General features: G+C 38.0%; 17 protein-coding genes. 15 read left to right on the plus strand and 2 right to left on the minus strand.

From position 1 onward, the window contains the following. Positions 1-49: 49 nt before the first annotated feature. Both AC6CHJ_RS11435 and AC6CHJ_RS11440 read left to right on the plus strand, forming a co-directional pair. A complete protein-coding gene (locus AC6CHJ_RS11435; RefSeq protein ID WP_498288626.1) occupies positions 50-3,859 on the plus strand; it encodes a DEAD/DEAH box helicase in 3,810 nt (1,269 codons plus the stop codon). A 7-nt stretch (positions 3,860-3,866) separates the two neighbouring features. Then, positions 3,867-4,637, plus strand: a complete 771-nt coding sequence (locus tag AC6CHJ_RS11440) for a hypothetical protein (protein WP_498288628.1) — start codon at positions 3,867-3,869, stop codon at positions 4,635-4,637. A gap of 37 nt (positions 4,638-4,674) precedes the next feature. Here AC6CHJ_RS11440 and AC6CHJ_RS11445 read toward each other — a convergent pair whose 3' ends face one another. Continuing rightward, positions 4,675-4,878, minus strand: a complete 204-nt coding sequence (locus AC6CHJ_RS11445; RefSeq protein ID WP_066789620.1) for a YheE family protein — start codon at positions 4,876-4,878, stop codon at positions 4,675-4,677. Positions 4,879-5,007: 129 nt separating this feature from the next. Here AC6CHJ_RS11445 and AC6CHJ_RS11450 point away from each other — a divergent pair, with 129 nt between their 5' ends. The 10 genes from AC6CHJ_RS11450 (at position 5,008) to AC6CHJ_RS11495 (ending at position 16,554) form a co-directional block, all read left to right on the plus strand. Continuing rightward, positions 5,008-6,147, plus strand: a complete 1,140-nt coding sequence (locus tag AC6CHJ_RS11450) for a DUF445 domain-containing protein (protein WP_498288629.1) — start codon at positions 5,008-5,010, stop codon at positions 6,145-6,147. A 68-nt stretch (positions 6,148-6,215) separates the two neighbouring features. Continuing rightward, a complete protein-coding gene (locus AC6CHJ_RS11455; protein ID WP_066789619.1) occupies positions 6,216-6,563 on the plus strand; it encodes a YlbF family regulator in 348 nt (115 codons plus the stop codon). A 161-nt stretch (positions 6,564-6,724) separates the two neighbouring features. Beyond that, positions 6,725-8,239 carry a coproporphyrinogen III oxidase gene (locus AC6CHJ_RS11460; protein WP_498288630.1) on the plus strand — a complete coding sequence of 505 codons (1,515 nt, stop codon included), beginning with the start codon at positions 6,725-6,727 and terminating at the stop codon, positions 8,237-8,239. Positions 8,240-8,485: 246 nt separating this feature from the next. Then, entirely contained in the window at positions 8,486-9,346 is an 861-nt protein-coding gene (locus AC6CHJ_RS11465; RefSeq protein ID WP_498288631.1) for a DUF2785 domain-containing protein, read from the plus strand. Positions 9,347-9,862: 516 nt separating this feature from the next. After that, complete coding sequence (locus AC6CHJ_RS11470; protein ID WP_150285001.1) at positions 9,863-10,792, plus strand: ABC transporter permease; 930 nt, start codon at positions 9,863-9,865, stop codon at positions 10,790-10,792. Beyond that, entirely contained in the window at positions 10,792-11,727 is a 936-nt protein-coding gene (locus AC6CHJ_RS11475; protein WP_150285002.1) for an ABC transporter permease, read from the plus strand. The genes AC6CHJ_RS11470 and AC6CHJ_RS11475 overlap by 1 nt, the downstream gene beginning before the upstream one ends. Before the next feature lie 27 nt (positions 11,728-11,754). After that, positions 11,755-12,813 carry an ABC transporter ATP-binding protein gene (locus tag AC6CHJ_RS11480; protein ID WP_498288634.1) on the plus strand — a complete coding sequence of 353 codons (1,059 nt, stop codon included), beginning with the start codon at positions 11,755-11,757 and terminating at the stop codon, positions 12,811-12,813. Then, entirely contained in the window at positions 12,806-13,702 is an 897-nt protein-coding gene (locus AC6CHJ_RS11485; protein ID WP_150285003.1) for an ABC transporter ATP-binding protein, read from the plus strand. The genes AC6CHJ_RS11480 and AC6CHJ_RS11485 overlap by 8 nt, the downstream gene beginning before the upstream one ends. Positions 13,703-13,947: 245 nt before the next feature. Continuing rightward, positions 13,948-15,585 carry a peptide ABC transporter substrate-binding protein gene (locus tag AC6CHJ_RS11490; protein WP_147196216.1) on the plus strand — a complete coding sequence of 546 codons (1,638 nt, stop codon included), beginning with the start codon at positions 13,948-13,950 and terminating at the stop codon, positions 15,583-15,585. A gap of 183 nt (positions 15,586-15,768) precedes the next feature. After that, positions 15,769-16,554, plus strand: coding sequence for an enoyl-CoA hydratase (locus tag AC6CHJ_RS11495; RefSeq protein WP_249774722.1), 786 nt, complete (start codon positions 15,769-15,771; stop codon positions 16,552-16,554). Positions 16,555-16,612: 58 nt separating this feature from the next. Here AC6CHJ_RS11495 and AC6CHJ_RS11500 read toward each other — a convergent pair whose 3' ends face one another. Next, the gene (locus tag AC6CHJ_RS11500) at positions 16,613-16,798 is read right to left on the minus strand and encodes a YhzD family protein (protein ID WP_066789599.1); all 186 of its coding nucleotides are present in this window, start codon (positions 16,796-16,798) and stop codon (positions 16,613-16,615) included. Positions 16,799-16,931: 133 nt separating this feature from the next. Between AC6CHJ_RS11500 and AC6CHJ_RS11505 the strand changes: the two genes are divergently transcribed. From AC6CHJ_RS11505 to yhaM, 3 genes are read left to right on the plus strand one after another with little or no spacing between them, the layout of a single operon-like run. Then, positions 16,932-18,143: a metallophosphoesterase family protein gene (locus tag AC6CHJ_RS11505; RefSeq protein ID WP_498288637.1), complete on the plus strand. Its 1,212-nt coding sequence runs from the start codon at positions 16,932-16,934 to the stop codon at positions 18,141-18,143. Between the two features lie 22 nt (positions 18,144-18,165). Beyond that, positions 18,166-21,024, plus strand: coding sequence for an ATP-binding protein (locus AC6CHJ_RS11510; RefSeq protein ID WP_498288639.1), 2,859 nt, complete (start codon positions 18,166-18,168; stop codon positions 21,022-21,024). After that, complete coding sequence (gene yhaM, locus AC6CHJ_RS11515; RefSeq protein ID WP_147196222.1) at positions 21,021-21,959, plus strand: 3'-5' exoribonuclease YhaM; 939 nt, start codon at positions 21,021-21,023, stop codon at positions 21,957-21,959. The genes AC6CHJ_RS11510 and yhaM overlap by 4 nt, the downstream gene beginning before the upstream one ends. Positions 21,960-21,995: the final 36 nt, after the last annotated feature.

A 21,995-nucleotide genomic window follows, 5' to 3' on the forward strand; every position in this document is an offset into this window, starting at 1 on the left:
TTAGTTTTTTAAAAAAGATATTGAGTTTAAAAGAAAGGAAGTTATGTTCATGGGACAAGTTATTGCTAAGCCAAGCACATTGCGTACAAACATCATATTAACGAACAAATCACGTGCAGGCATATTAGCATTCATGAAAGATGAACAAGCTTTTTTTCATCTTCAAAAGTCGTTTGTAGTCCATATTGAACATGTTCAAAATACTGCAAAAGATGAAATGGCAGCTACTCTTTATTTCGGACCAGACGAAAACCAATCTCTCTCCAAGGTGCTGGATGGTTGTGTTGCCGTGATGAATTGTGTCGTGAAATATGACGGGCTGCTAGCAACAAACTTTCGCGTACTTAGCAGTGGTGTTCCTGTTCACACGAATAGGCGGCTAAAGACTACCATTGACTTTGCTATTAATGCGAGCAACACAGTTGGTTTGCCGATTGAGCTGCATAATGCGATCCGTCAATTGCCTATTGCAGAGGAACGATCTAAATATGTTCAAAAGCGGATCGCCAGCTGGGAAGGCTACTTAAGTATACAAGAACGCGATGCAACGATGGATGACTTCCGTGCTACATTTACAGATTATAAATGCAACGAAAATTTCACTTATATGACTATTGCCATCAATGGGATAAAGGAAAAAGAGTGGCAAAAAGTGAAGGGTTTAAGCGTTAAAATTCAAGGAGCGAAAGAAGACCTTGGAACGGTCATTAAATCAAATCAAAAAAAGAAAACAGTCGAAATCGAACTGCGGCCGTTTATTCAAAGTCAGCTTCGAAAGGACAAATGGCATCCGAAATCGAAAGAATTAGTGTTTAGCAACTTTGCGACACTTAGCCAAATCAGACGTCTTCGCAAGGGGTTCAGCGATTTGGAGAAGGGGCTTGCTGCCAATGCGAATCTAGAAAAAATCTTATTCGAAGAGAGACCGAGAATTAATCAGCCTAAAAAGAAAGTTTCATTGGATTTCGATAATCGCTTAAATGAATTTCAGCGCGAAGCTGTTGCCGGAGCGCTTTCAGCAGAAGATTTATACGTCATTCAAGGTCCGCCTGGTACAGGGAAGACGACGGTTATATCAGAAATCTGCCAGCAAAATGCCAAGGCTGGGCTTAGAACATTAGTGGCGTCACAATCCAACTTGGCTGTCGATAATGCGCTAAGCAGGCTCCTCTCAAATAAAGATATCCGAATTCTTCGCTATGGACGTACGGAAAGCATCGAAGAAGAAGGCAAAAGGTTTATTGAAGAGAATGTAGCGCAATATTGGCGAGAGCAAACGCTGCATGATCTAGAAGAAGAACTGTCGAGACAAACCGACAATACAGCATTATTAGATGAAAAAATAGCCAAAAAAGAAACCGAACTTCAAGGGCTGAGATCTGAAATTGAAAGCCTTCAAAAGAGATTGGAAGAACAAAAGCGGGCCGAAGTAGAGGTTGAAGCAACACAACAAGAAATCAAAGAATTAAAAAAGAAATTGGGCGCTTTAAGAAAAGAATCACGTGAAGCTGAGGAACGCTTAGAAGCCATCATCAAGCAAAAGACACAAGAAGAGCAACAAATCAGGGAGTTCGAGGAGTTGCTTGGGCAATATGGTTCTCTTAGCCAGTTAGAAGAGCTAGAAGCCCAAAAACAATCCGAAAAAGCAAGTCTACAAAAAGATATTTCATATTTAAACAACAAAAGTGAGCTAGAAAAAGCAGAGCACGCTTTGGAAAACGCACGGCTTGCCTATGGAGAGTGGCATGAAAAACATCAAGCATTGCAAAAAGCTCAGCAGGATGTTGAAGGTTGCGGCAAAATTCAGGAACTGCAGGGAATCATGGAGAAAAACAACATTCAGCCGAATGCAAAGATAGAGTGGCAACAGCAATCATTTGAACGCATTCAAGCGCAAATGTTCGGATACACCGAGTGGAAAGAAGTAAGAGAACGCTTATTTTCTGCAATCGGCTACTTAGAAGGTAAAATCGGTCCCTCAAAAAGCGAGGAAATTCAAAAACAAGTAGAAGCGCAAGCCGCAAATGGCTATTCTTCCTACGCTATCAGAGAAATTGATTCAGCGATTGATCATTTCAAAAGGTTTTTAGTAGATACAAAAGAAGTCTATGTTAACCAGCTGTATGTATATCTTGAACGCCTATATAATCGTCGCATCTTTGTCGACGAACAATTTGGCATGCTTGAAAACCAACGGCAGGAGATCATGCGCCTGTTCCATATGATGAAGGAAGAAGTAGCGAGTCTCGTCTCTTATCTTCTGAATGCTTCATTACAGCATAAAAGCAGCTTGATGAATGCAGGGAACAGATGGAAAAGCGAAGTAGAACAGTTGCAGCAACGATTGCCAGATTCATCAGAAGAAGCTAAAGAATTGCTGCCGCTTGAAGAATTAAAGGAAATTCTCGCAGGGCAAGAGAGAGACCTACAAGAACTACTAGCACACAAACAAAAAATCCAAATTACCACGCCAAAAATTGAAGAGATAAAAGGACAGCTGGAACACTCTTTAATAGAAGAAAGAGAAATATCTGCACAGCTGACTGAAATAAAAAAAGATAGCCAAAAAACGAATGAAGAAGGCTTGGCACAAGAGAAAAAATTAAAAGCATTGGAAGAGCTGCTCAGAGAAGATGTAACGCGCAAGCTCGATTATGTCAAAGAAGCGATCCAACATGTAGAAGCAGCAATAGTAGAATTGCAGCATGAGAAACAGCAATTGCCAATAAAGCAAGAACTCCAAAAGCAATGGCACAAGCTTCTGCTTGAAGCTAGCGAACATGATTTAGACGAAATTAAAAAGCTATACGTAAACCATGCTAATGTGATTGGGACCACCTGTGTCGCATCGGCTCGTAAAGAATTTATGGACAACTACCCTACATTTGATGTTGTGATCATTGATGAAGTGTCGAAAGCAACACCACCTGAATTGTTGCTACCGATGCTTAAAGGCAAAAAGATTATTTTGGTAGGAGACCATCACCAGCTTCCTCCGCTTATTGGCGATGATACATTGGAAGAAACGTTAAAGGCCATGATGGAGGAAAACAAAGAGCTAGATGAAACAAACGAATTAAAAAAACTGCTGAAAGAGTCATTATTTGAACGTCTGTTTAAAAACCTGCCGAAGACAAATAAACAGATGCTGGCAATTCAGTACCGTATGCATGAAAAAATTATGGATACGATTTCTCCATTTTATGAAAATGAGGATGATCGACTTCAATGTGGGCTTGAGGATTCAGATACAGCACGAGACCATTTCTTAGAAAGTCACTTTGTAAAGCGCCATAATCATTTATTGTGGGTTGATACACCGAATGAAAAGCCATATTTAGAAGAGCAGATGAAGAACGGCAAAAGCCGATATAACCCAGGCGAGCTTGATATCATTCGAGATATGCTGCGGGATTTAGATTCTGCGACAGAAATGGCAATCAGCCAGGGTAGTCTAGAAGCTGGTGTGAAGAAGAGTGTTGGCGTGATTAGCTTTTACGGAGAACAAGTGAAGAAGATCGACCATTTAATTCAACAGGAACTACAATTGCCGAACCTTCATTTGCGTACAGGGACAGTTGACCGTTTCCAAGGGATGGAGATGGATGTCATCATTGTCAGTATGGTCCGCAACGCTACACATAAAGGCGGAGACATTGGCTTTGCAAATGACTATCGCCGTTTGAATGTAGCACTGTCTCGAGCAAGGGAGTTACTCGTATTAGTCGGCAGTACTGAAATGTTTACAAAGCGTGCCAAACGAAAAGAATCCCGCAACATGTACAGCCATCTGCTACAAGTGGTGAAAGAGCAGAAGGGATGGCTTAATCATGAAGGAAATCCCGTTGTAAGGAAGTAGAAGAAACATGTTAAATGAATTAGAGAAAAAGCTCACAGAGCAAGTAAACAAAGACCCGCAAGTTAAAATTCTATCCGTATCCCGCTGGTGTTTTCCTGTTCAAACGGTTGAGTGTATCTTCCATCCAGTGAAGCGGGAAACCATGGATATTTTGATGAAAATGATTTTATTAAGCGTCCAGAAAGCAGAAATAAAGGATCCGAAAGAACTTAGTGATTTATTGCTAGTGGAAGAGCTGTTTGTGTTGGATTTATTGCAAAAGCTTATGCGTAAAGGTTTGGTTGAAAAAGAAGTCTATTACCAGTTGACCGTTAAAGGGGAGCGTCAACTGGAGAATGGCATCTATGAAGAGGAAATGGAAGAAGAAACACAGCAGCTTCTCTATAGTGCTACCCATCATCTATTGCTTGGAGGAGATATGGATAAGGTAGACCGTATCGATGAACTACCGGAACCATTCAAGTACGCAAGCGAAGAGACGATTGATCTAGACGAAATGGAGATCATCGAAGCGCTTCAAAAGACACGCGAAATGCAGGAAGAGGAAGATCAAGACGAGGAGAAAGTTCAAACATTCATTACGTCAATTGATTCCAAAAAAACGATTCAAATTCACGATGTACCATGTATTCAATACGTCCTCTATAATCGTGACAGTGATTTACTATATGTACGCGTTTGGAATACATTAACGGATCAATGGGATGAAAACCTCGAAAATATGCTGGCAGCAAAAGATTTACTCGATTTTAGGAGAGAGTATTTGGAGAAAGAATAATTCGCTCGTGCTTGTACACGCTACGAGCGAATATGTTTTAGTCATACACATGAAAAAGCATTAATTCATGTACCATTTTTTTTACTTTTTCTTCATCTGGCGGAATGGCACCAGTCCATTTAATACTGCCATCTTGTTCATATATGCCTTCATAGCGATTTTGCTTATAAAAAAACTGTATAGTCCAACCAGGCAATTGCTGATTGTCAAAGAATGGCTTATAACTAAAATGCTGAATCACAAATCCATCTCCCTTCTCCTACTTTAGTATAAGTTGCGACTGGATTATTTGAAAGAAATTGCTAATATTTTTATTATCATGAACGTCTCTGTTATAATATAGCTACTTCAGAGAAACGGGTGAAAAAGGTTGAATACTATACTGACAATCGTATTTATGACGGTAATTGGTGCAGTGATTGGCGGATTTACAAACCATATCGCTATCAAAATGCTTTTTAGGCCGCATAATCCTATATATATCGGTTCTTGGCGCGTCCCATTTACGCCAGGTTTGATTCCGAAACGAAGAGAAGATTTAGCAAGGCAACTAGGGAAAACAGTAGTGAATTATTTGCTGACGCCTGAGATGTTCCGCAAAAAACTATTTACCGTAAAAAATAGGGAACTAGTAGAAGGCTGGTTGAATGACAAAATCCGAAAGCTCTTATTCACGGATGAAAAAACACTCAACGATTGGCTGACGCAAATAGGCGCTGCTCATATGCCTGATATAATAGAACAAAAAGTAGATCAGGCTGTAGCGGAGCAGTTGGACAAGATAAAGAACGTACTATCCAACGAATCGATTGAGTCTTTGCTGCCAGAATCATGGGAAGCAAAAGCGAATAAAAAAATCCCAGAAATGTCTCGTTACATTTTAGAAAAAGCAGGCGGCTATTTTGAATCGCCTGAAGGAACACAAACTATCAAACGTTTGATCGATGACTTCTTAGAATCAAAGGGAACAGTTGGCGGCATGATTCAAATGTTTTTAGGTGATTCCAAATCGCTTGTAGGCCGTGTCCAAAAAGAAATCAACAAATTCATTCATGCGCCTGGAACGATGGTTCTATTAACTAACCTCTTGTCCAATGAATGGCAAAAAGTTAAAGTCCAATCTGTTACGAATTTATTTGGAGATTTAGATTTCACATCAACGACAAACAGGATCCAATCCTATGCGAAAAAGGAACTTGCGTTGCAAAGCCGCTTGGACAAGCCCCTTGTGCATTACTGGCAAGACGGACCAGAATGGTTTGCTGGCAATATAGTACCGCAAATGACCGAAAAGGGTTTTGCTCTTGCTGAAAGTCAGCTTGAAGATGCCATCAAACGCTTAAATCTAGAACAAATCGTTAAAGAACAGGTAGACTCCTTCCCAGTATCTGTACTGGAGGATCTGGTGCTAGGCATCTCGAAAAAAGAATTCAAGATGATTACTGTATTAGGTTTTGTACTTGGAGGACTTATTGGGATTATTCAAGGAATTGTCGTGATCATCTTCTAATTGAAGAGCCTTTTGAATATATCTACTAGAGAGTAAATGACGAAAACAAAAAGAAAGCAGGGGATCATATGGTTAACATTTACAACGAAATCAATGCATTAGAAGGAACTTTCCGTAAAACTAATGAATATTCAGCCTTGAAAAAAGCGATTGAAACAGTAAAGGGCGATAAAGAAGCAAAGGCTATTTTTAAGAGTTTCAGAGAGGTACAAATGAAACTTCAGAAAAAACAAATGCAAGGCGAGCAAATTGGCGAAGATGAGTTGCAATATGCTCAAAAAACTGCACAGCTAGCACAGCAAAATAAAAAAATCGCCAACATGCTGCAAGCAGAAATGGCTTTAAGCGGATTGATTGAAGAAATTAATCGTACATTAGTCAAACCAATTGAAGGATTGTATAATGAATTAAATTAGTTTTGAACAGCAGGCAACGTGAAAATACGTTGTCTGCGTTTTTTTGTGGAAAGAGAATGGACCTATAACTAATTACGCTTTGCACGATAAAATTTGCTACAATAGGTGAGATGGTTTGAAATCAGAGAGATTGAAACACATGGTAGAAAGAAGTGACTGGAATGAAAGTATTAAAAATAAATCCCGCATATCCGCAAGACTTTATGCGTGTTTTTCATGATATTACAAACTTATTTTTTGAAGATACAAAGATAGCGAAAAAAGAGATGGTGCCTGATTTAGAAGTGCATTTTACACATTCAATCAGTGATGACCATCTAATTAAAACAGAGGCAGAATTACAAGCAGAGGATGAAATTTACCGAAGCCATTATGAACAACAATATGCAAACGAAGGTACGGAAAGAGAACAGAAGATTCGTTTGAAAAGAGCTTTATCACATGTTTTGCTCGATACCTTAGAGCAAATGACAGAGATTAAGCAGCAGTGGGGAATCCTAACGGGCATACGTCCGACAAAGCTTTACCATAAATTTCGTAAAGCAGGCTTATCAGACGAAGAGATTCATCAAAAATTGGTATCTGAATTTAGCTTGTCAGATGGAAAGATAGACATGCTCAAGAAAATTGTTCAAACACAATTAAAGACGATTCCTGATTTAGATCAGATACACCAAGAAGTCAGCATCTATATAGGTATTCCTTTCTGTCCCACGAAATGTGCGTACTGTACGTTTCCTGCATATGCGATCCAAAGTAACAGAAAACAAGGGCGTGTTGCGACATTCCTAGATGGCTTACATTATGAAATAGAAGAAATGGGCAAGTGGCTTAAAGAAAATAATATAAAAATCACTTCTGTTTACTTTGGAGGAGGTACGCCCACTTCAATAGAAGCAGATGAAATGGATGCGCTATACAAAACGATGTTTGATTCATTCCCATATATGGAGGAAGTCCGCGAAATTACAGTAGAAGCAGGAAGACCGGATACCATTACAGAAGAAAAGTTGGAAGTGATGAAAAAGTGGGGAATTGATCGCATCAGCGTAAATCCTCAATCGTATACAGACGAAACGTTGAAAGCGATTGGACGGCACCATAGCGTTCAAGAGACCATAGATAAATTTTGGATGGCTAGAAAGTCTGGCATGAATAATATTAATATGGACTTGATTATCGGCCTTCCAAATGAAGGGCTAGATGAATTTGAACATTCAATAGAAGAAACAGAAAAAATGATGCCGGAATCTTTGACAGTCCATACACTAAGTTTCAAACGCGCTTCTGAAATGACGCATAACAAGGAAAAATATAAAGTGGCGGATCGTAAAACAGCGGAAGCCATGATGCACCGTGCTCATAGCTGGACAGAGGAGCATGGCTATACACCGTATTATTTATATAGACAAAAAAATATTTTGGGGAATTTAGAGAATGTCGGCTATTCGCTACCAGGCGAAGAAAGCATCTATAATATAGCAATCATGGAAGAAGCTCAAACCATCATTGGCTTAGGATGTGGTGCTTCTACAAAGCTTGTTAATAATGCCACAGGAAAAATTAATCAGTATCACAATCCTAAAGAACCAGCCCAGTATATTCTAACGTATCAAGATGCCTTCGATAAAAAAATCGACGCACTTAACGAACTATATGATATTGTGAAGAAATAAGCACCCATGCAATTTCTATACGGATTCTGTATAGAAATTGCTTTTTTTATTTCCAAATACAGACATATCTTGTAGATAATCAGGCTATACATAAATAACACATATTTAGCATAGGATAAATCATGTTAGGCAACGGACAACCTAGAGCAATAATGGTATAATAATTAGTACAATACAGAGTAAACGACATTATTCGACAGATTCATAGTCTTTAGTCGGCGGACTATTCGTATTGGAGGTTTAATTATGGACGAATATACACTCAAAACACAACTAACGGCAATCCATCAAGGAGAAGCCGAAGAAGAACAAAATCTATCTGAAATCATAACAGCGATGATTGAACATATAGGTTCTCCCGATAGCGACCTTAGAGAAAATCTTATCTACCAAACACTCTCTCGCTATATTGAAGACAATCGTTTGTCAGATGAGATGCTGACAGATCTCTTAAAGCTAGCTTTAAGTGATGATTATTTATTTTACGAAATTGGTGATGTGGGAACAGATCATATTTTCAAAAGAGCATCTGCTGTCTTATTAATTAAGTGGATACTCACGAAGGATCTAGAACGCGCATTCCTTTCTTTGCCACTCCTCGATAAAGCGAGGAATGAATTAGTCTTATATTTAGATTTAGAACAAGATTTAAGAGGTTACATTCCCGAAAAGGGATGGGCATGTACGATTGCTCATACAGCAGATGCAATTGATGCTTTAGTAAAGAATCCAAAATTGGATGTTGAGCAATTCCCTTCTATATATGAAGCTCTTGTGAATAAAGTATTTACAGCAACCATTGTATATGTAGATGACGAGGAAGAACACTTATTGGCACCGATCGTAACCATGCTTGGAATAGGATTATCTATTGAAACGGTTAGCGGCCTATCTCAGAAAGTACCAGTCTTTTTGGAACTCCAAAAAGAAAAGATGGAAGAGGAAAAATACGTAAGACTCTATAAAAATAGCAAAAATTTCTTAAAGAGCATGTATATTGCGACCGAGGAAAAGGAAGAATGGCTTCCTATCCACTCGAAGATTAATGTATGTTTGACTAATATTAATCAGCTGCACCCTCAAAGAAACTATATTGGAAAAATTTAATACTCCAAGACCTTCTCATTCATTAAATGAAAGAGAAGGTCTTTTTTATTAGATCTTATTAGGCTAATTAAAGCAAAATGCATGAAAAAAGTGCTATTACGACAATAAATAGATTAAAAAGAGAATTTAATATTAATTTCTAAGTTACCTATCCTATAATATCCGACATAAAAAATGATGATTCTCACTTTCTATCGCAAAATACGTAAAAAAATAATATAAATGTGACAATAGACTGAATATACTGGAACTAATATTTATGCTATTTTATTTATTTTTACTAAGTTAATTAACTATTTAGATGATTATCTATAAATAAAAATACAAAATCAACTAATAAATTGGGAAAACGATGACATTTTTGAATTAGGCTAATTGTATCTCATTTAAAAATATTCTATCAACTTCTTTTTTTCTTGTTATTAGTTTGATATAGTATTAACAAGCAAGGTTGTCGAAAAGCTGTTTTTGGTGACGACAACTACTTCTAACTATTAGATTGAGGAGGATATGAGAATGGTTAAGTATATCTTAAAAAGGCTTGCCTATATATTAGTTGCATTGTTTGTAATTGTTACAGCAACGTTTTTCTTAATGAGAATTGCTCCAGGTAGTCCTTTCGCTAGTGAGAAAAGTGTACCGCCTGAAATTCAAAAGGCATTAAATGAGGAATATGGATTGAATAATCCATGGTATATCCAATATAAAGATTATTTGGTTTCCACTGCAAAATTTGATTTTGGTGAATCAATGAAATATAAAGGTCGTTCAACAAACGATATGATTTCTGAAAGTTTCCCAATTTCACTTACTTTAGGGATTGAAGCAATGCTATTAGCTGTTGGCTTCGGTATATTAATTGGTGCGGCATCCGCGCTTTATCATAATAAATGGCCCGATTATCTCGGAACCACGTTTGCCGTCTTAGGCATATCTGTCCCGTCCTTTATCTTAGCGGGTTTATTGCAGTATTTTGTCGGGTTAAAGTGGGAGTTACTGCCGATAGCCGGCTGGAATGGCTTCATGTATAGCGTTTTACCAGCTATATCTATTGCCATCATGGATATGGGATTTGTCGCTAAATTAACTCGATCAAGTATGCTTGAACAAAATCATAGTGAATATGTAAAGATGGCTCGTGCCAAAGGGATTGGCAAGTGGACAACTCTTTTCAAGCATTCATTGCGTAATGCTTTAATGCCGGTTGTGACTTATTTAGGACCACTAGCTGCTGGTGTTATTACAGGTAGTTTCATTATAGAACAGATTTTTGCGATTCCTGGCTTAGGTAAATACTTCGTTACAAGTATTTCGAATCGTGATTACACTGTAATCATGGGTACAACAGTATTCTATTCAATTATTCTTTTATTTGCGGTATTACTCGTAGATATTCTATATGTAATTATCGATCCACGTATTAAGTTGAAAGGAGCGAAAAAATAATGACGCAATCATTTAAAGAAATTCCGAAAATTTCAAAAGATAAGTTTAAAATTATCGGAAGAAATGATAAAGATACAGAGAAATTAGCAGATAAATCCGTATCCTTCTGGAAAGAAGTAAGACTGCGATTTTCTCATAATAAGCTAGCTGTTTTTGGTTTAGTAGTTTTAGTAATCGTTGCATTGCTAGCTATTTTCGTTCCTTTGCTTTCTCCATATAGCTATCGCGAACAACTAGGTCTTTATAATGCACCACCTTCTTCAAAACATTGGTTTGGTACAGATGACCTTGGACGAGATGTGTTTGTACGTGTTTGGTTTGGAGCTCGAATCTCCTTATTTATTGGTCTGTCAGCAGCAATAATTGACTTAATTATTGGCGTAACATGGGGAGCAGTTTCAGGTTTATTGGGCGGACGCGTAGATGATATTATGATGCGTATTGCCGATGTTCTTACAGCGGTTCCTTATCTATTAGTAGTTATTATCTTGCTAGTAGTAATGAAACCAGGTTTAATTCCTTTAATTGTTGCTTTATCTATCACAGGTTGGGTAAAGATGGCTCGTATTGTACGTGGTGAAGTATTATCTATTAAAAATCAGGAGTATGTACTTGCAGCAAGAACTCTAGGTGCTGGCACGAAGCATATTATCCTAAAACACCTTGTACCTAATGCTCTAGGTGCAATCTTAGTTACTATGACATTAACGATCCCAAGTGCTATTTTTACAGAGTCATTCCTAAGTTACTTAGGATTGGGTGTTTCTGAACCAATGGCAAGTTGGGGAACAATGGCCTCAGAAGGGAATAAAGCAATTGATACAGCACCATGGCGTCTAATCTTCCCAGCTGTATTTATCTCATTAACAATCTTTGCGTTCAACGCAGTAGGTGACGGCCTTCGTGATGCGCTTGATCCAAAATTACGTAAATAATAATCTTTTAAAGAAGTAGGTGAGAGTATGAGCGAAACATTATTAGAAGTAAAAGATTTGAAAATAAACTTTAAAACTTATGCAGGGATTGTCCAAGCGGTACGCGGTGTTAACTTTGATTTAAAACAAGGCGAGACATTAGCTATTGTAGGGGAGTCAGGCTCCGGGAAATCCGTTACAAGCAATGCGTTGATGAAACTCATTCCACAACCACCTGGCATATATGATCAAGGTCAAATTCTCTTTGAAGGAAGAGATTTGATTCCATTGACAGAAAAAGAAATGACAAAAATCCGCGGTAATGAAATTGCGATGATCTTCCAAGATCCGATGACTGCGTTAAACCCAACGATGAAAGTTGGTAAGCAGATTATGGAAGTAATCTTAAAACATAATAAAAAAGCAACTCGTGACTCAGCTAAAAAGAGAGCGATTGAATTGTTGGATGAAGTAGGGATTCCTTTCCCAGAAAAACGGTTCAAACAATATCCACATGAGTTTTCAGGCGGTATGCGTCAACGTGTAGTTATTGCGATTGCGCTTGCAGCAGAGCCGAAACTATTAATCGCCGATGAACCGACAACAGCACTTGATGTAACGATCCAAGCGCAAATTATAGAACTGATGAAGAAAATTCAAAAGAATAGTAATACATCCATCATTTTCATTACTCATGATCTAGGTGTTGTAGCAAATATCGCGGATCGTGTAGCTGTTATGTATGCTGGCCAAATTGTCGAATATGGCGGGGTAAATGAAATATTCTATAATCCAAGACATCCTTATACATGGGGATTGCTTGGCTCTATGCCGGATTTAGAAAACAGTGAAGATGAATTATTGCGCACAATTCCAGGTTCACCGCCTGATTTAACTAATCCTCCAAAAGGGGATGCCTTTGCACCACGAAATGAGTTTGCTATGCAAATTGATTATGAAGAAGAACCGCCAATGTTCCAAGTAAGTGAAACACACTTTGCGAAAACATGGCTCTTACATCCTGATGCACCGCAAGTTCCAATACCGGAGGCTGTGCAAAAACGTATTGATGGTTACTTAGCAAAGGACGGTGTTAAACATGTCTGAGAAAATTCTAGAAGTCAAAAACTTAACGCAGCAATTTGGTTCTATTAAGGCTGTTGATGGTATTAGTTTTGATGTTTATAAAGGTGAAACATTGGGTCTTGTAGGGGAATCAGGCTGCGGTAAATCGACAACTGGCCGTTCCATTATCCGTTTGTATGATATGACAGATGGTGAGATCAAATTCAAAGGCGAAGATATTAATGGGAAGAAATCAAAAAGGGATTTAAAAGAATTTAATCGTGAAATGCAGATGATTTTCCAAGATCCCTATGCTTCATTAAATCCTCGTATGACAGCAGGAGAAATTATTGAAGAAGGCTTCGAAATACATGGCCTCTATAAAAATAGAAAAGAACGCAAAGAAAAAATAGGTTCTTTACTAGAAGTAGTAGGACTAAATCGTGAACATGCGAACCGCTATGCGCATGAATTTTCAGGCGGACAACGCCAACGTATCGGTATTGCTAGAGCGCTAAGCTTAAATCCAAGTTTCATTATTGCGGATGAGCCAATTTCTGCACTAGACGTATCCATTCAAGCACAAGTCGTGAACTTATTGAAAGAACTGCAAAGAAAACATGGTCTTACTTATCTGTTCATCGCTCACGATTTATCAATGGTGAAATATATTAGTGACCGTATTGCAGTAATGAGACGCGGAAAAATCTTGGAGCTTGGGACTTCAGAGGAAATCTATCAGAATCCGATACACCCTTACACGAAGTCATTGCTTTCAGCAATTCCATTGCCAGATCCTATTTCTGAAAGTACACGTGTAAGAATACCGTATGAACACGAAGACACTGATGCAGAAGCAACAATGCATGAAGTATTTCCGGGACATTTTGTATACGGTACAGATCAACAAATTGCAAAATGGTATAAATAGTTTTGTCTTTTATTTAATAATGAAAGATTTACTATATAAATCAGAGAGAAGCTATAGTTATATAACTAAAAACACAGAAAATTATAATAAAAGTATGTAAATAAGTTATATAATTAAAATATAAGAAAATTAAATTATCACTGAAAAATTAAATAATTTTCTTTTTTTATATAGTTTCCTCTGATATAGTTATAATAGTTACTCTTTGCTAGTAGCTAAAATGTACACCATAGAGGGGGATATTTATGAAGAAAAAGTTTTTATCGCTAGTGCTATTATCAGCATTAATGCTAGTGCTTGCGGCATGTAACTTTGGAGGTTCTAAAGACAAAGATGAATCATCTGGCTCAGGCTCTAAAGGCGGAGACAAAACATTGAATCTATCAATCACTTCAGAGCCACCAAGTTTAAATCCACAACTTGCTAATGACAGTACTTCTGGTGCGGTTATTCGTGCAGCATTTGAAGGTCTTACTCGTGTAGACAAAGACGGTAATGTTCAAAATGCAGCAGCAGAAGATGTAAAAGTAAGTGACGATAAATTAACGTATACATTCAAGTTGCGTGATACAAAATGGTCAAATGGCGATTCTGTAGTAGCTGGCGATTTCGCTTACGCTTGGAAATGGGCATTAGATCCAAAGAACGCTTCTGAATACGCTTCAATTTTGTACCCAATTAAAGGTGCAGAAGCATACAACAGCGGAAAAGGTTCTGCTGATGATTTAGGTATTAAAGTTGTAGATGACAAAACATTAGAAGTAACACTTGAAAATCCAACACCTTACTTCTTAGAATTAACAGCATTCTATACATACATGCCTGTTAATGAGAAAGTAGTAAAAGACAATAAAAAATGGTTCGCTGAAGCTGGCGATACTTATGTAACAAACGGTCCTTTCACATTAAGCGAATGGAAACACAACGACTCAATCACTCTTAAAAAGTATGCTGACTACTGGGATAAAGACAACGTAGCTTTATCTACTGTTAACATCAAAATGGTTGAATCTGAAACAACTGCTAACCGTATGTTCAAAAGCGGCGATATCGATTACTTAGGTTCTCCATATCAAACAGTACCACTTGATGCAATGGATGCTTACAAAAAAGACAAATCTTTAAAATCAGTTCCATATGCAGCAATCTATGAATACAAATTCAATACAAAAGGTAAATTCACTAAAAACGCTAATATCCGTAAAGCATTATCTTATGCAATCGACCGTCAAGGCTTAGCTGATAATGTACTAAAAGGCGGACAAAAACCAGCAATGAGCAATGTACCAGTTGCAATCGAAGGCTTTGAAGAAGAAAACAACAAATTCAAAGACAACGATATCGAAGCAGCTAAAAAAGCGCTTGCAGATGGTATGAAAGAATTAGGCATTAAGAAAGCAAGCGATATCAAAATCGGTATTTCTATCAACACAAGTGAAGCACACGCTGCTATCGCACAATACATTCAAGAAGGCTGGCACAAAAACCTAGGTATCGAAATTAAAATCGATAACTCTGAATGGCAAGTATATCTTGATAAAGTAACTGCTTTAGACTTTGACGTTGCTCGTATGGGCTGGATCGCTGACTATAACGATGCTTACACATTCTTAGAGCGTTATGATACAGCTAAAAATGGTAACAACGATACAGGCTGGGAAGATCCGAAGTACAAATCTTTACTAGTTTCTGCTACAAAAGAAACGGATGAAAACAAACGTCTTGATTTGTTAAAACAAGCTAACACATTGCTAGCTGAACAAATGCCAATCGCACCAATCTACTTCTACGTAAACAACTACGTAGCAAAAGATTATGTGAAAAACATGGCACCTAACAAAATCGGCGAAATTGATTTAAAAGCTGTAGATATTCAAAAATAATTTTGTTTAAGACTGCTTCCATCGAATCAAATCGATGGAATGCAGTCTTTTTTTATAATGAATCTATTAGGATAGCTATTAGAATTTGTATATTAAAAATTAATTTTATTATGACAGCAAAATAAAGAGGTTTTTAGATAAAAAAATCGAATTTATTCATTAAGCAAAGAATGGGGGGAGAATATGAGATTTCAAAGTATAACGTTTGAAAAGAATGGGAGATTAGCGATTATAAGCTTGAATCGTCCCAATGCGATGAATGCTATGGATGATACGATGCTCCAGGAATTGGCCGAGTGCTTTGAATTGCTTAAAAATGATGGAAGTATTCAAGTGCTGATGCTAAAAGGGAGTGGCAAAGTATTCTCTGCTGGCGGCGATATTAAAACGATGCTCGGAACAGGAGAAGATTCAATTGATATGCTACAAGCTATGGATACAATCTCTCGCATGATTAGAGCTTATTATACCCTTCCGATGATTACAATCGCGGCTGTCCATGGGGCTGCAGCTGGACTTGGATTTAGTCTTGCATTAGCAAGTGATATTATTATCGCTGAAGAGAATAGCAAACTTGCCATGAATTTTATCGGCATAGGTTTGATTCCAGATGGAGGCGGCCATTTCTTTATGAAAGAAAGAGTCGGTGTACCAAAAGCGAAACAGCTGATATGGGAAGGCAAGACGTTGGATGGTCCTTCAGCAAAAAGTCTGGGGCTGATTGATCAAGTAGCAGAAAAGGGGACAGCTGTTGAACAAGCTGTACAATTGGCACAAAACTTACTACATTCACCTCTAGCAGCCATGATTGAAACAAAAAGGATTTTAAATGGCCATAAACAAAAAGAATTAGATGAAATATTAGCGTTAGAAGCAAAAGGCCAACAGCTAATGAGACAAACTAGTGACCATTTAGAAGGTATACAAGCATTTATAGAGAAGCGTGACCCACATTTTGAAGGAAAGTAAAAAGAGACATTTCGACTTGAAATGTCTCTCTTTTCATTTATTCTTTCTAAAACTTCCACTATACATGAAATAGAATTAGCTTGCCTTGAGGATCTACTAGGCGATGAGTTTTTTCGCTATAGCCTAATTCTTCAATTTTTTCAGCCCCTTGTGATTTTGCTGTTGCCTGATCTGGAAAATCCCAAGCTTCATCTTTTAAAATTTCTCCCGATTTCTCGAATGCTGTAAAACGGTATGTTTGCATTCTAATCACCCCTTATATGAATATGTATTCATTATACAAAAAAATTGAAATAGCTGTACAATATATCGATACAAAATGTTAGAATAGTATGATAAAGTAAGAACAAATATTCGTATAAGGAATGAGGGATACAATGTCATCTATACGATTTTTCCACTGTGCTGATTTGCATCTGGATAGCCCTTTTAAAGGAATGTCTGATTTACCTTCCCATGCTTTCAAACGGCTTAGAAATAGCACATTCGATGCTTTTCAACAATTGATAAATGATGCCATACAAGAAAGACCAGATTTTATTTTAATAGTAGGCGACTTGTATGATGGAGAGGAAAGAAGTCTTAGAGCCCAGCAAATTTTTCAAAAAGGGATGGAGCAGCTCGCGGTGCATAATATCCCTGTCATTATTAGTTACGGAAACCATGATCATCTAAGCGGCAAGTGGACGCGTTTCTCGTTGCCGTCCAATGTCCAAGCTATGCCAGCAGAAACCGAGACCATCACTCTTCATATAAGAGGAATGAACGTCAATATTACGGGATTCAGTTATCGTGAAAGACATATTCCACAAGCGATGGTACAGAGTTATCCAGCCGCAAAAGATCGAGAAGCAATACATATCGGCATGCTGCATGGCAGTATTCGTGGGGATGCTACGCATGATGTCTATGCGCCTTTTACAATAGAAGATTTATTATCAAAACAATATGATTACTGGGCGCTTGGCCATATCCATAAACGCCAGATTTTGCATGAGAATCCGATGATCGTATACCCTGGTAACATTCAAAGTAGGCACCGTAAGGAACTAGGGGTAAAGGGTTTTTATGATATCGAACTATCTAAGGGACAGGCCACCTACAATTTCAGGCCTGCTTCCGCCGTAGTCTTTGAAGAAATAGAAGTGGACTGTAAAGAGATTCTGCATGCAAATGATTTGCTGAAAGTCTGTGCTGAAGCAATCGACGGATTTCGTAAAGAATACGGTGCTGGCCTCGTATGGCTCCATTTAAAAAATATCGATGAACGAGCCCGCACGTTGTTTGAAGATGCACAGCTTGCAGAATGGGTTGACATTATGAGAGAAGAACAAGAGAATGAAATGCCATTTGTTTGGATACAAGCTATTGCTGTCGACCTGTCTAGCATTTCTCACTATAAACCTACGTTTGCATCAGAATCAGTTTTGCAGGCGATCAATGAATGGTCTGATGATGAGATGAGAGAAATACTTAAAGAACTTTACCAGCATCCAAAGGCTGGGCGCTATTTAGATGAACTGACCTCTGAAGATTTAAAGAATCTTAGGTTTGATGCTGAGCATCTGTTTAAATTAGGCTTTCAATAAATAGAAGGATAGGGGGCATCATATGCGTATTCGTCGACTGGCTATTTATGGTTTTGGCCAACATGAAGAAATCAATATAAAGCTTCAGGAAGGGATCAACGTGTTTTATGGGATGAATGAAGCCGGGAAAACAACAATCCAGCAATTTATCCTTCAAATACTGTTTGGCTTTCCACAAAAGAATCAACAGCTCCCACGTTATGAGCCTAAAAAAGGAGGCAAATATGGTGGGCTGATTGTGCTGGAAGATGAGGAATTTGGTGTTTGTACAATAGAACGAATCCGAGGAAAGGCTGGAGGCGAAGTAACTGTCCACCTTGCAAATGGTGAATCGGGTGGTGATGAACTATTATCAAAAATTCTGCATAACTATAATCGACAGAGCTTTGAAGCTATATTTGCTTTTTCGGTGCATCCCCTCCAGCATATAGAAAAGCTTTCTGAGGAGGAACTGAGCCGTGTGCTTTTAGCATCAGGGACTACTGGTATTGACCAGCTATCAGCCCTTGAGCAAAAACACGATAAAATACAAAAAGAACTATTCAAAAAATCCGGGAAGCTTCCAATCATCAACAAACAAATAAATGAGATAGCCGCACAAGAAGCAGCCTTGAAAGAATATAAAAGAGCATTAGAGGAATATGAACCTGCCATCAAAAGAATTGATATCCTTGAAAATAAATTAGCTCAATTAGAAAATGATGAAGAAAGACATCGACAAAAGATACAGGAGTTAACCAAATACAAACAGATTTATCCATTGTTAAAAAGAAGAAAAAAAGCTCAAGAAGAGCTTTCATCTATTCGCTATACTACTTTTCCAGTCAAAGGACTTAGTCGATTAGAACAATTGGAAGAAAGGCATTTAGCCAATGAAGCGTCAATAGGAAGTATAAGGAAAGAGCTTAATCGTTTAGAAGATGTGCTACAAAAAGAATGGGATGAAGATCATTTCTTAAAAGTGCAGGAACTGTTGAATAGAGATAGTGAATGGCGGGAATGGCAAGCACAAATTCGCCAATTGAATAGAGAGATAGAAAAACAAAGACAAAGTATGGATGAGCAATTTCAATTAGTAGGTGTCATTCAGAAAGATGAACAGCGCTCATTGTTGGAAGCGGAGGTTTCCATACAGCAGGAAAATCAATTCTATCATCACTTAAAAGAGTTAAAACACCATGAAGACCAATTGGACATGCAGCAAAACATTCTCGATCAAATTCAAAAAGAAATACACTCACTAAGCTACAAGCTTGATGAAGCCTATCAAAATGCACCGACAGAACAAGAGCACACACGCTTAAAACGTTGGCAAGAAGAACGCTCTTCTCAATCACAGCAAGAAAATAGGCAATCGATTAAAGGAGGCAAACAGCAACCGGCAAAACTATTGGCCTTTGGACTAGCAGTAGTTTCCCTTGCTGTAGTTTTTATGTTCAACAGAACTGAGCTTGGCTTTATTGGATTGGCGGCTGCTATCTTTATCTATATAGCGTTTGATCGAAAAAAGACAACACAGAGACAGAATGGACCATATGCCGCAAATGACGCTGAGATGAGAGAAATTGAGGGGCATATTCTTCAATACGATCAGCGAGTGCTCTTCATTGAACAGCAATTAGAAGACAAAGAGAAGGATCAAAAAGCTGCTTTGCAAGAGTTTAATGATCTAACAATTAAAATGAATGAGAGTAAAAGAAAGCTCACTGAATTTCTACACGCTTATCGAATAGGCAGTCAATTCCAGTATGAGTTGTACAATGAACTTTTCCGTCTGATTCGTCAACTACAGCAAGCAAATAAGCAGCTTGAAATGAATCTTGAGCAATTACAAAAACTTGAACGTCTTAACGCTGACAGGCTCCAGGAAGGATATGAAATTTGTGGCATCGCTTGTACAGCTGAAAATTTTGCGGCGGTATTGAACAGCGTGCACCAACAATTAATGCAGGAAAAAAATACGTATGAAAATGCGATCGCTACAAAGCAACAACTTCTTTCTAAGTGGGATGAATTAACACTTCTCCAGCAATCTTATATGGATGAAATGAAAAAGTTATATGCTGAAGCCGGGGTCGACAGTAAAGAAGAATTCTATAAAGCTGGGGAACAATCTGTTTTGAATGCTAATCTAACCACTGAATTATCACAGATTAATGATCAATTGTCTTCCTACGACACAGATCTACTGAATCTAGACTTGCTAGATGAAGAAGCAACGGCTCGTTTAAATGACGAGATGAAGCATGAAAAAAATGTGCGTGAAGAGAAAAATGCCCTGTTAAAAGAAAGAGCAGAGCTGATTGCTAATACGCAACATCTATTAGAAGACGATCAATACAGAAATCAGATACAGTTATTTGAGCAGCAAAAAGCAAAGTTAAACCAACAGGCAAAAGATTGGATTGTATCAAAATTGATCTCTCATGCGATTGCCCAAACAGTCACGAGTTTAAAAGATAAAAAGCTGCCTGCAGTATTAGAGGAAGCCTCTCGATTTTTCGGTCTTTTAACGAACGGACGCTATGATTCACTTTATATCAATTCCGACGGTTATTTTGAAACAGGAGCTGCAGATGGCATGCACTATTCAATGTCTGAACTATCACAAGCAACGAAGGAACAAGCATATATTGCACTTCGCTTTGCATTAGCAAAATCCTTGAAAAATTCTGCGTCGTTTCCGCTTGTTATGGATGACCCGTTTGTCCATTTTGATACTTTGCGGATTCAGAACATGGTACAATTAATTGAGCGCATGATGAATGGCCATCAAATACTTTATTTTACTTGCCATGAAAGAATGCTAGATAAGTGGAGTAATGCAAAAATTATCCATGTAGAAGAATTAAAAAATGAAAGGGGATTGACTTCGGTATGAATGGGGTTGCAACATTACAAGCAGGAGCACCAGTCGATCAATATTTGCTCATTAAACAAGCGACAAAAGGCGTAACCACAGTGGGTAAGCCTTTTATGACACTCATTTTGCAGGACAAAAGCGGGAGTATCGAGGCCAAGCTTTGGGATACAGGAGAAGAGCAAGAGAAGTTGTATCAAGCTGGCGGCATTGTTCGCATCGGTGGCGAAATTCATGATTACCGTGGAAAACTTCAATTGAGGATAAAGGCGATACGTCCGGTAAAAGCGGATGAGAACATATCTGTTACAGATTTAGTCCAGTCTGCAGAAATACCGAAAGAAGAGCTATTCAATCAATTAATGGAATTCTTCTTTGAAATTCAAAATCCAACGATATCTCGTATTACAAGATATTTAATCATGGAAAATCAACAATCATTGATGACATATCCAGCAGCTACGAAAAATCATCACGATTATGCATCTGGATTGCTCGATCATGTTGTTTCTATGCTGAAGCTCGGAAAAGCAATAGCAGACTTATATCCAGTGCTAAATCGGGATCTTCTGTATGCGGGCATTATCTTGCATGATATTGGTAAGGTAATAGAGCTGTCAGGGCCTATTTCAACAAGCTATACGGTAGAAGGTAATATGCTTGGCCATATTTCAATAATGGTAACTGAAATAGCGATTGCAGCCAAAGAATTAAATGTGGATGGGGAAGAGGTTATGCTATTGCAGCATATGGTTCTATCACATCATGGTAAAGAAGAGTGGGGCAGTCCGAAGAAGCCTATGCTTCAGGAAGCTGAAATCCTCCATTACATCGATAATATTGATGCTAAAATGAATACATTAAAACGTGCACTCGGTAAAACGAAGCCCGGAGAATTCACAGAACGACTTTTCCCATTGGATAATCGTTCATTCTATAAACCAACAATAGAATAAAAAAAGCCCTGGATCATGGATCCAGGGCTTTTTATG

It is taken from the genome of Rummeliibacillus sp. GQ308, assembly GCF_059759115.1.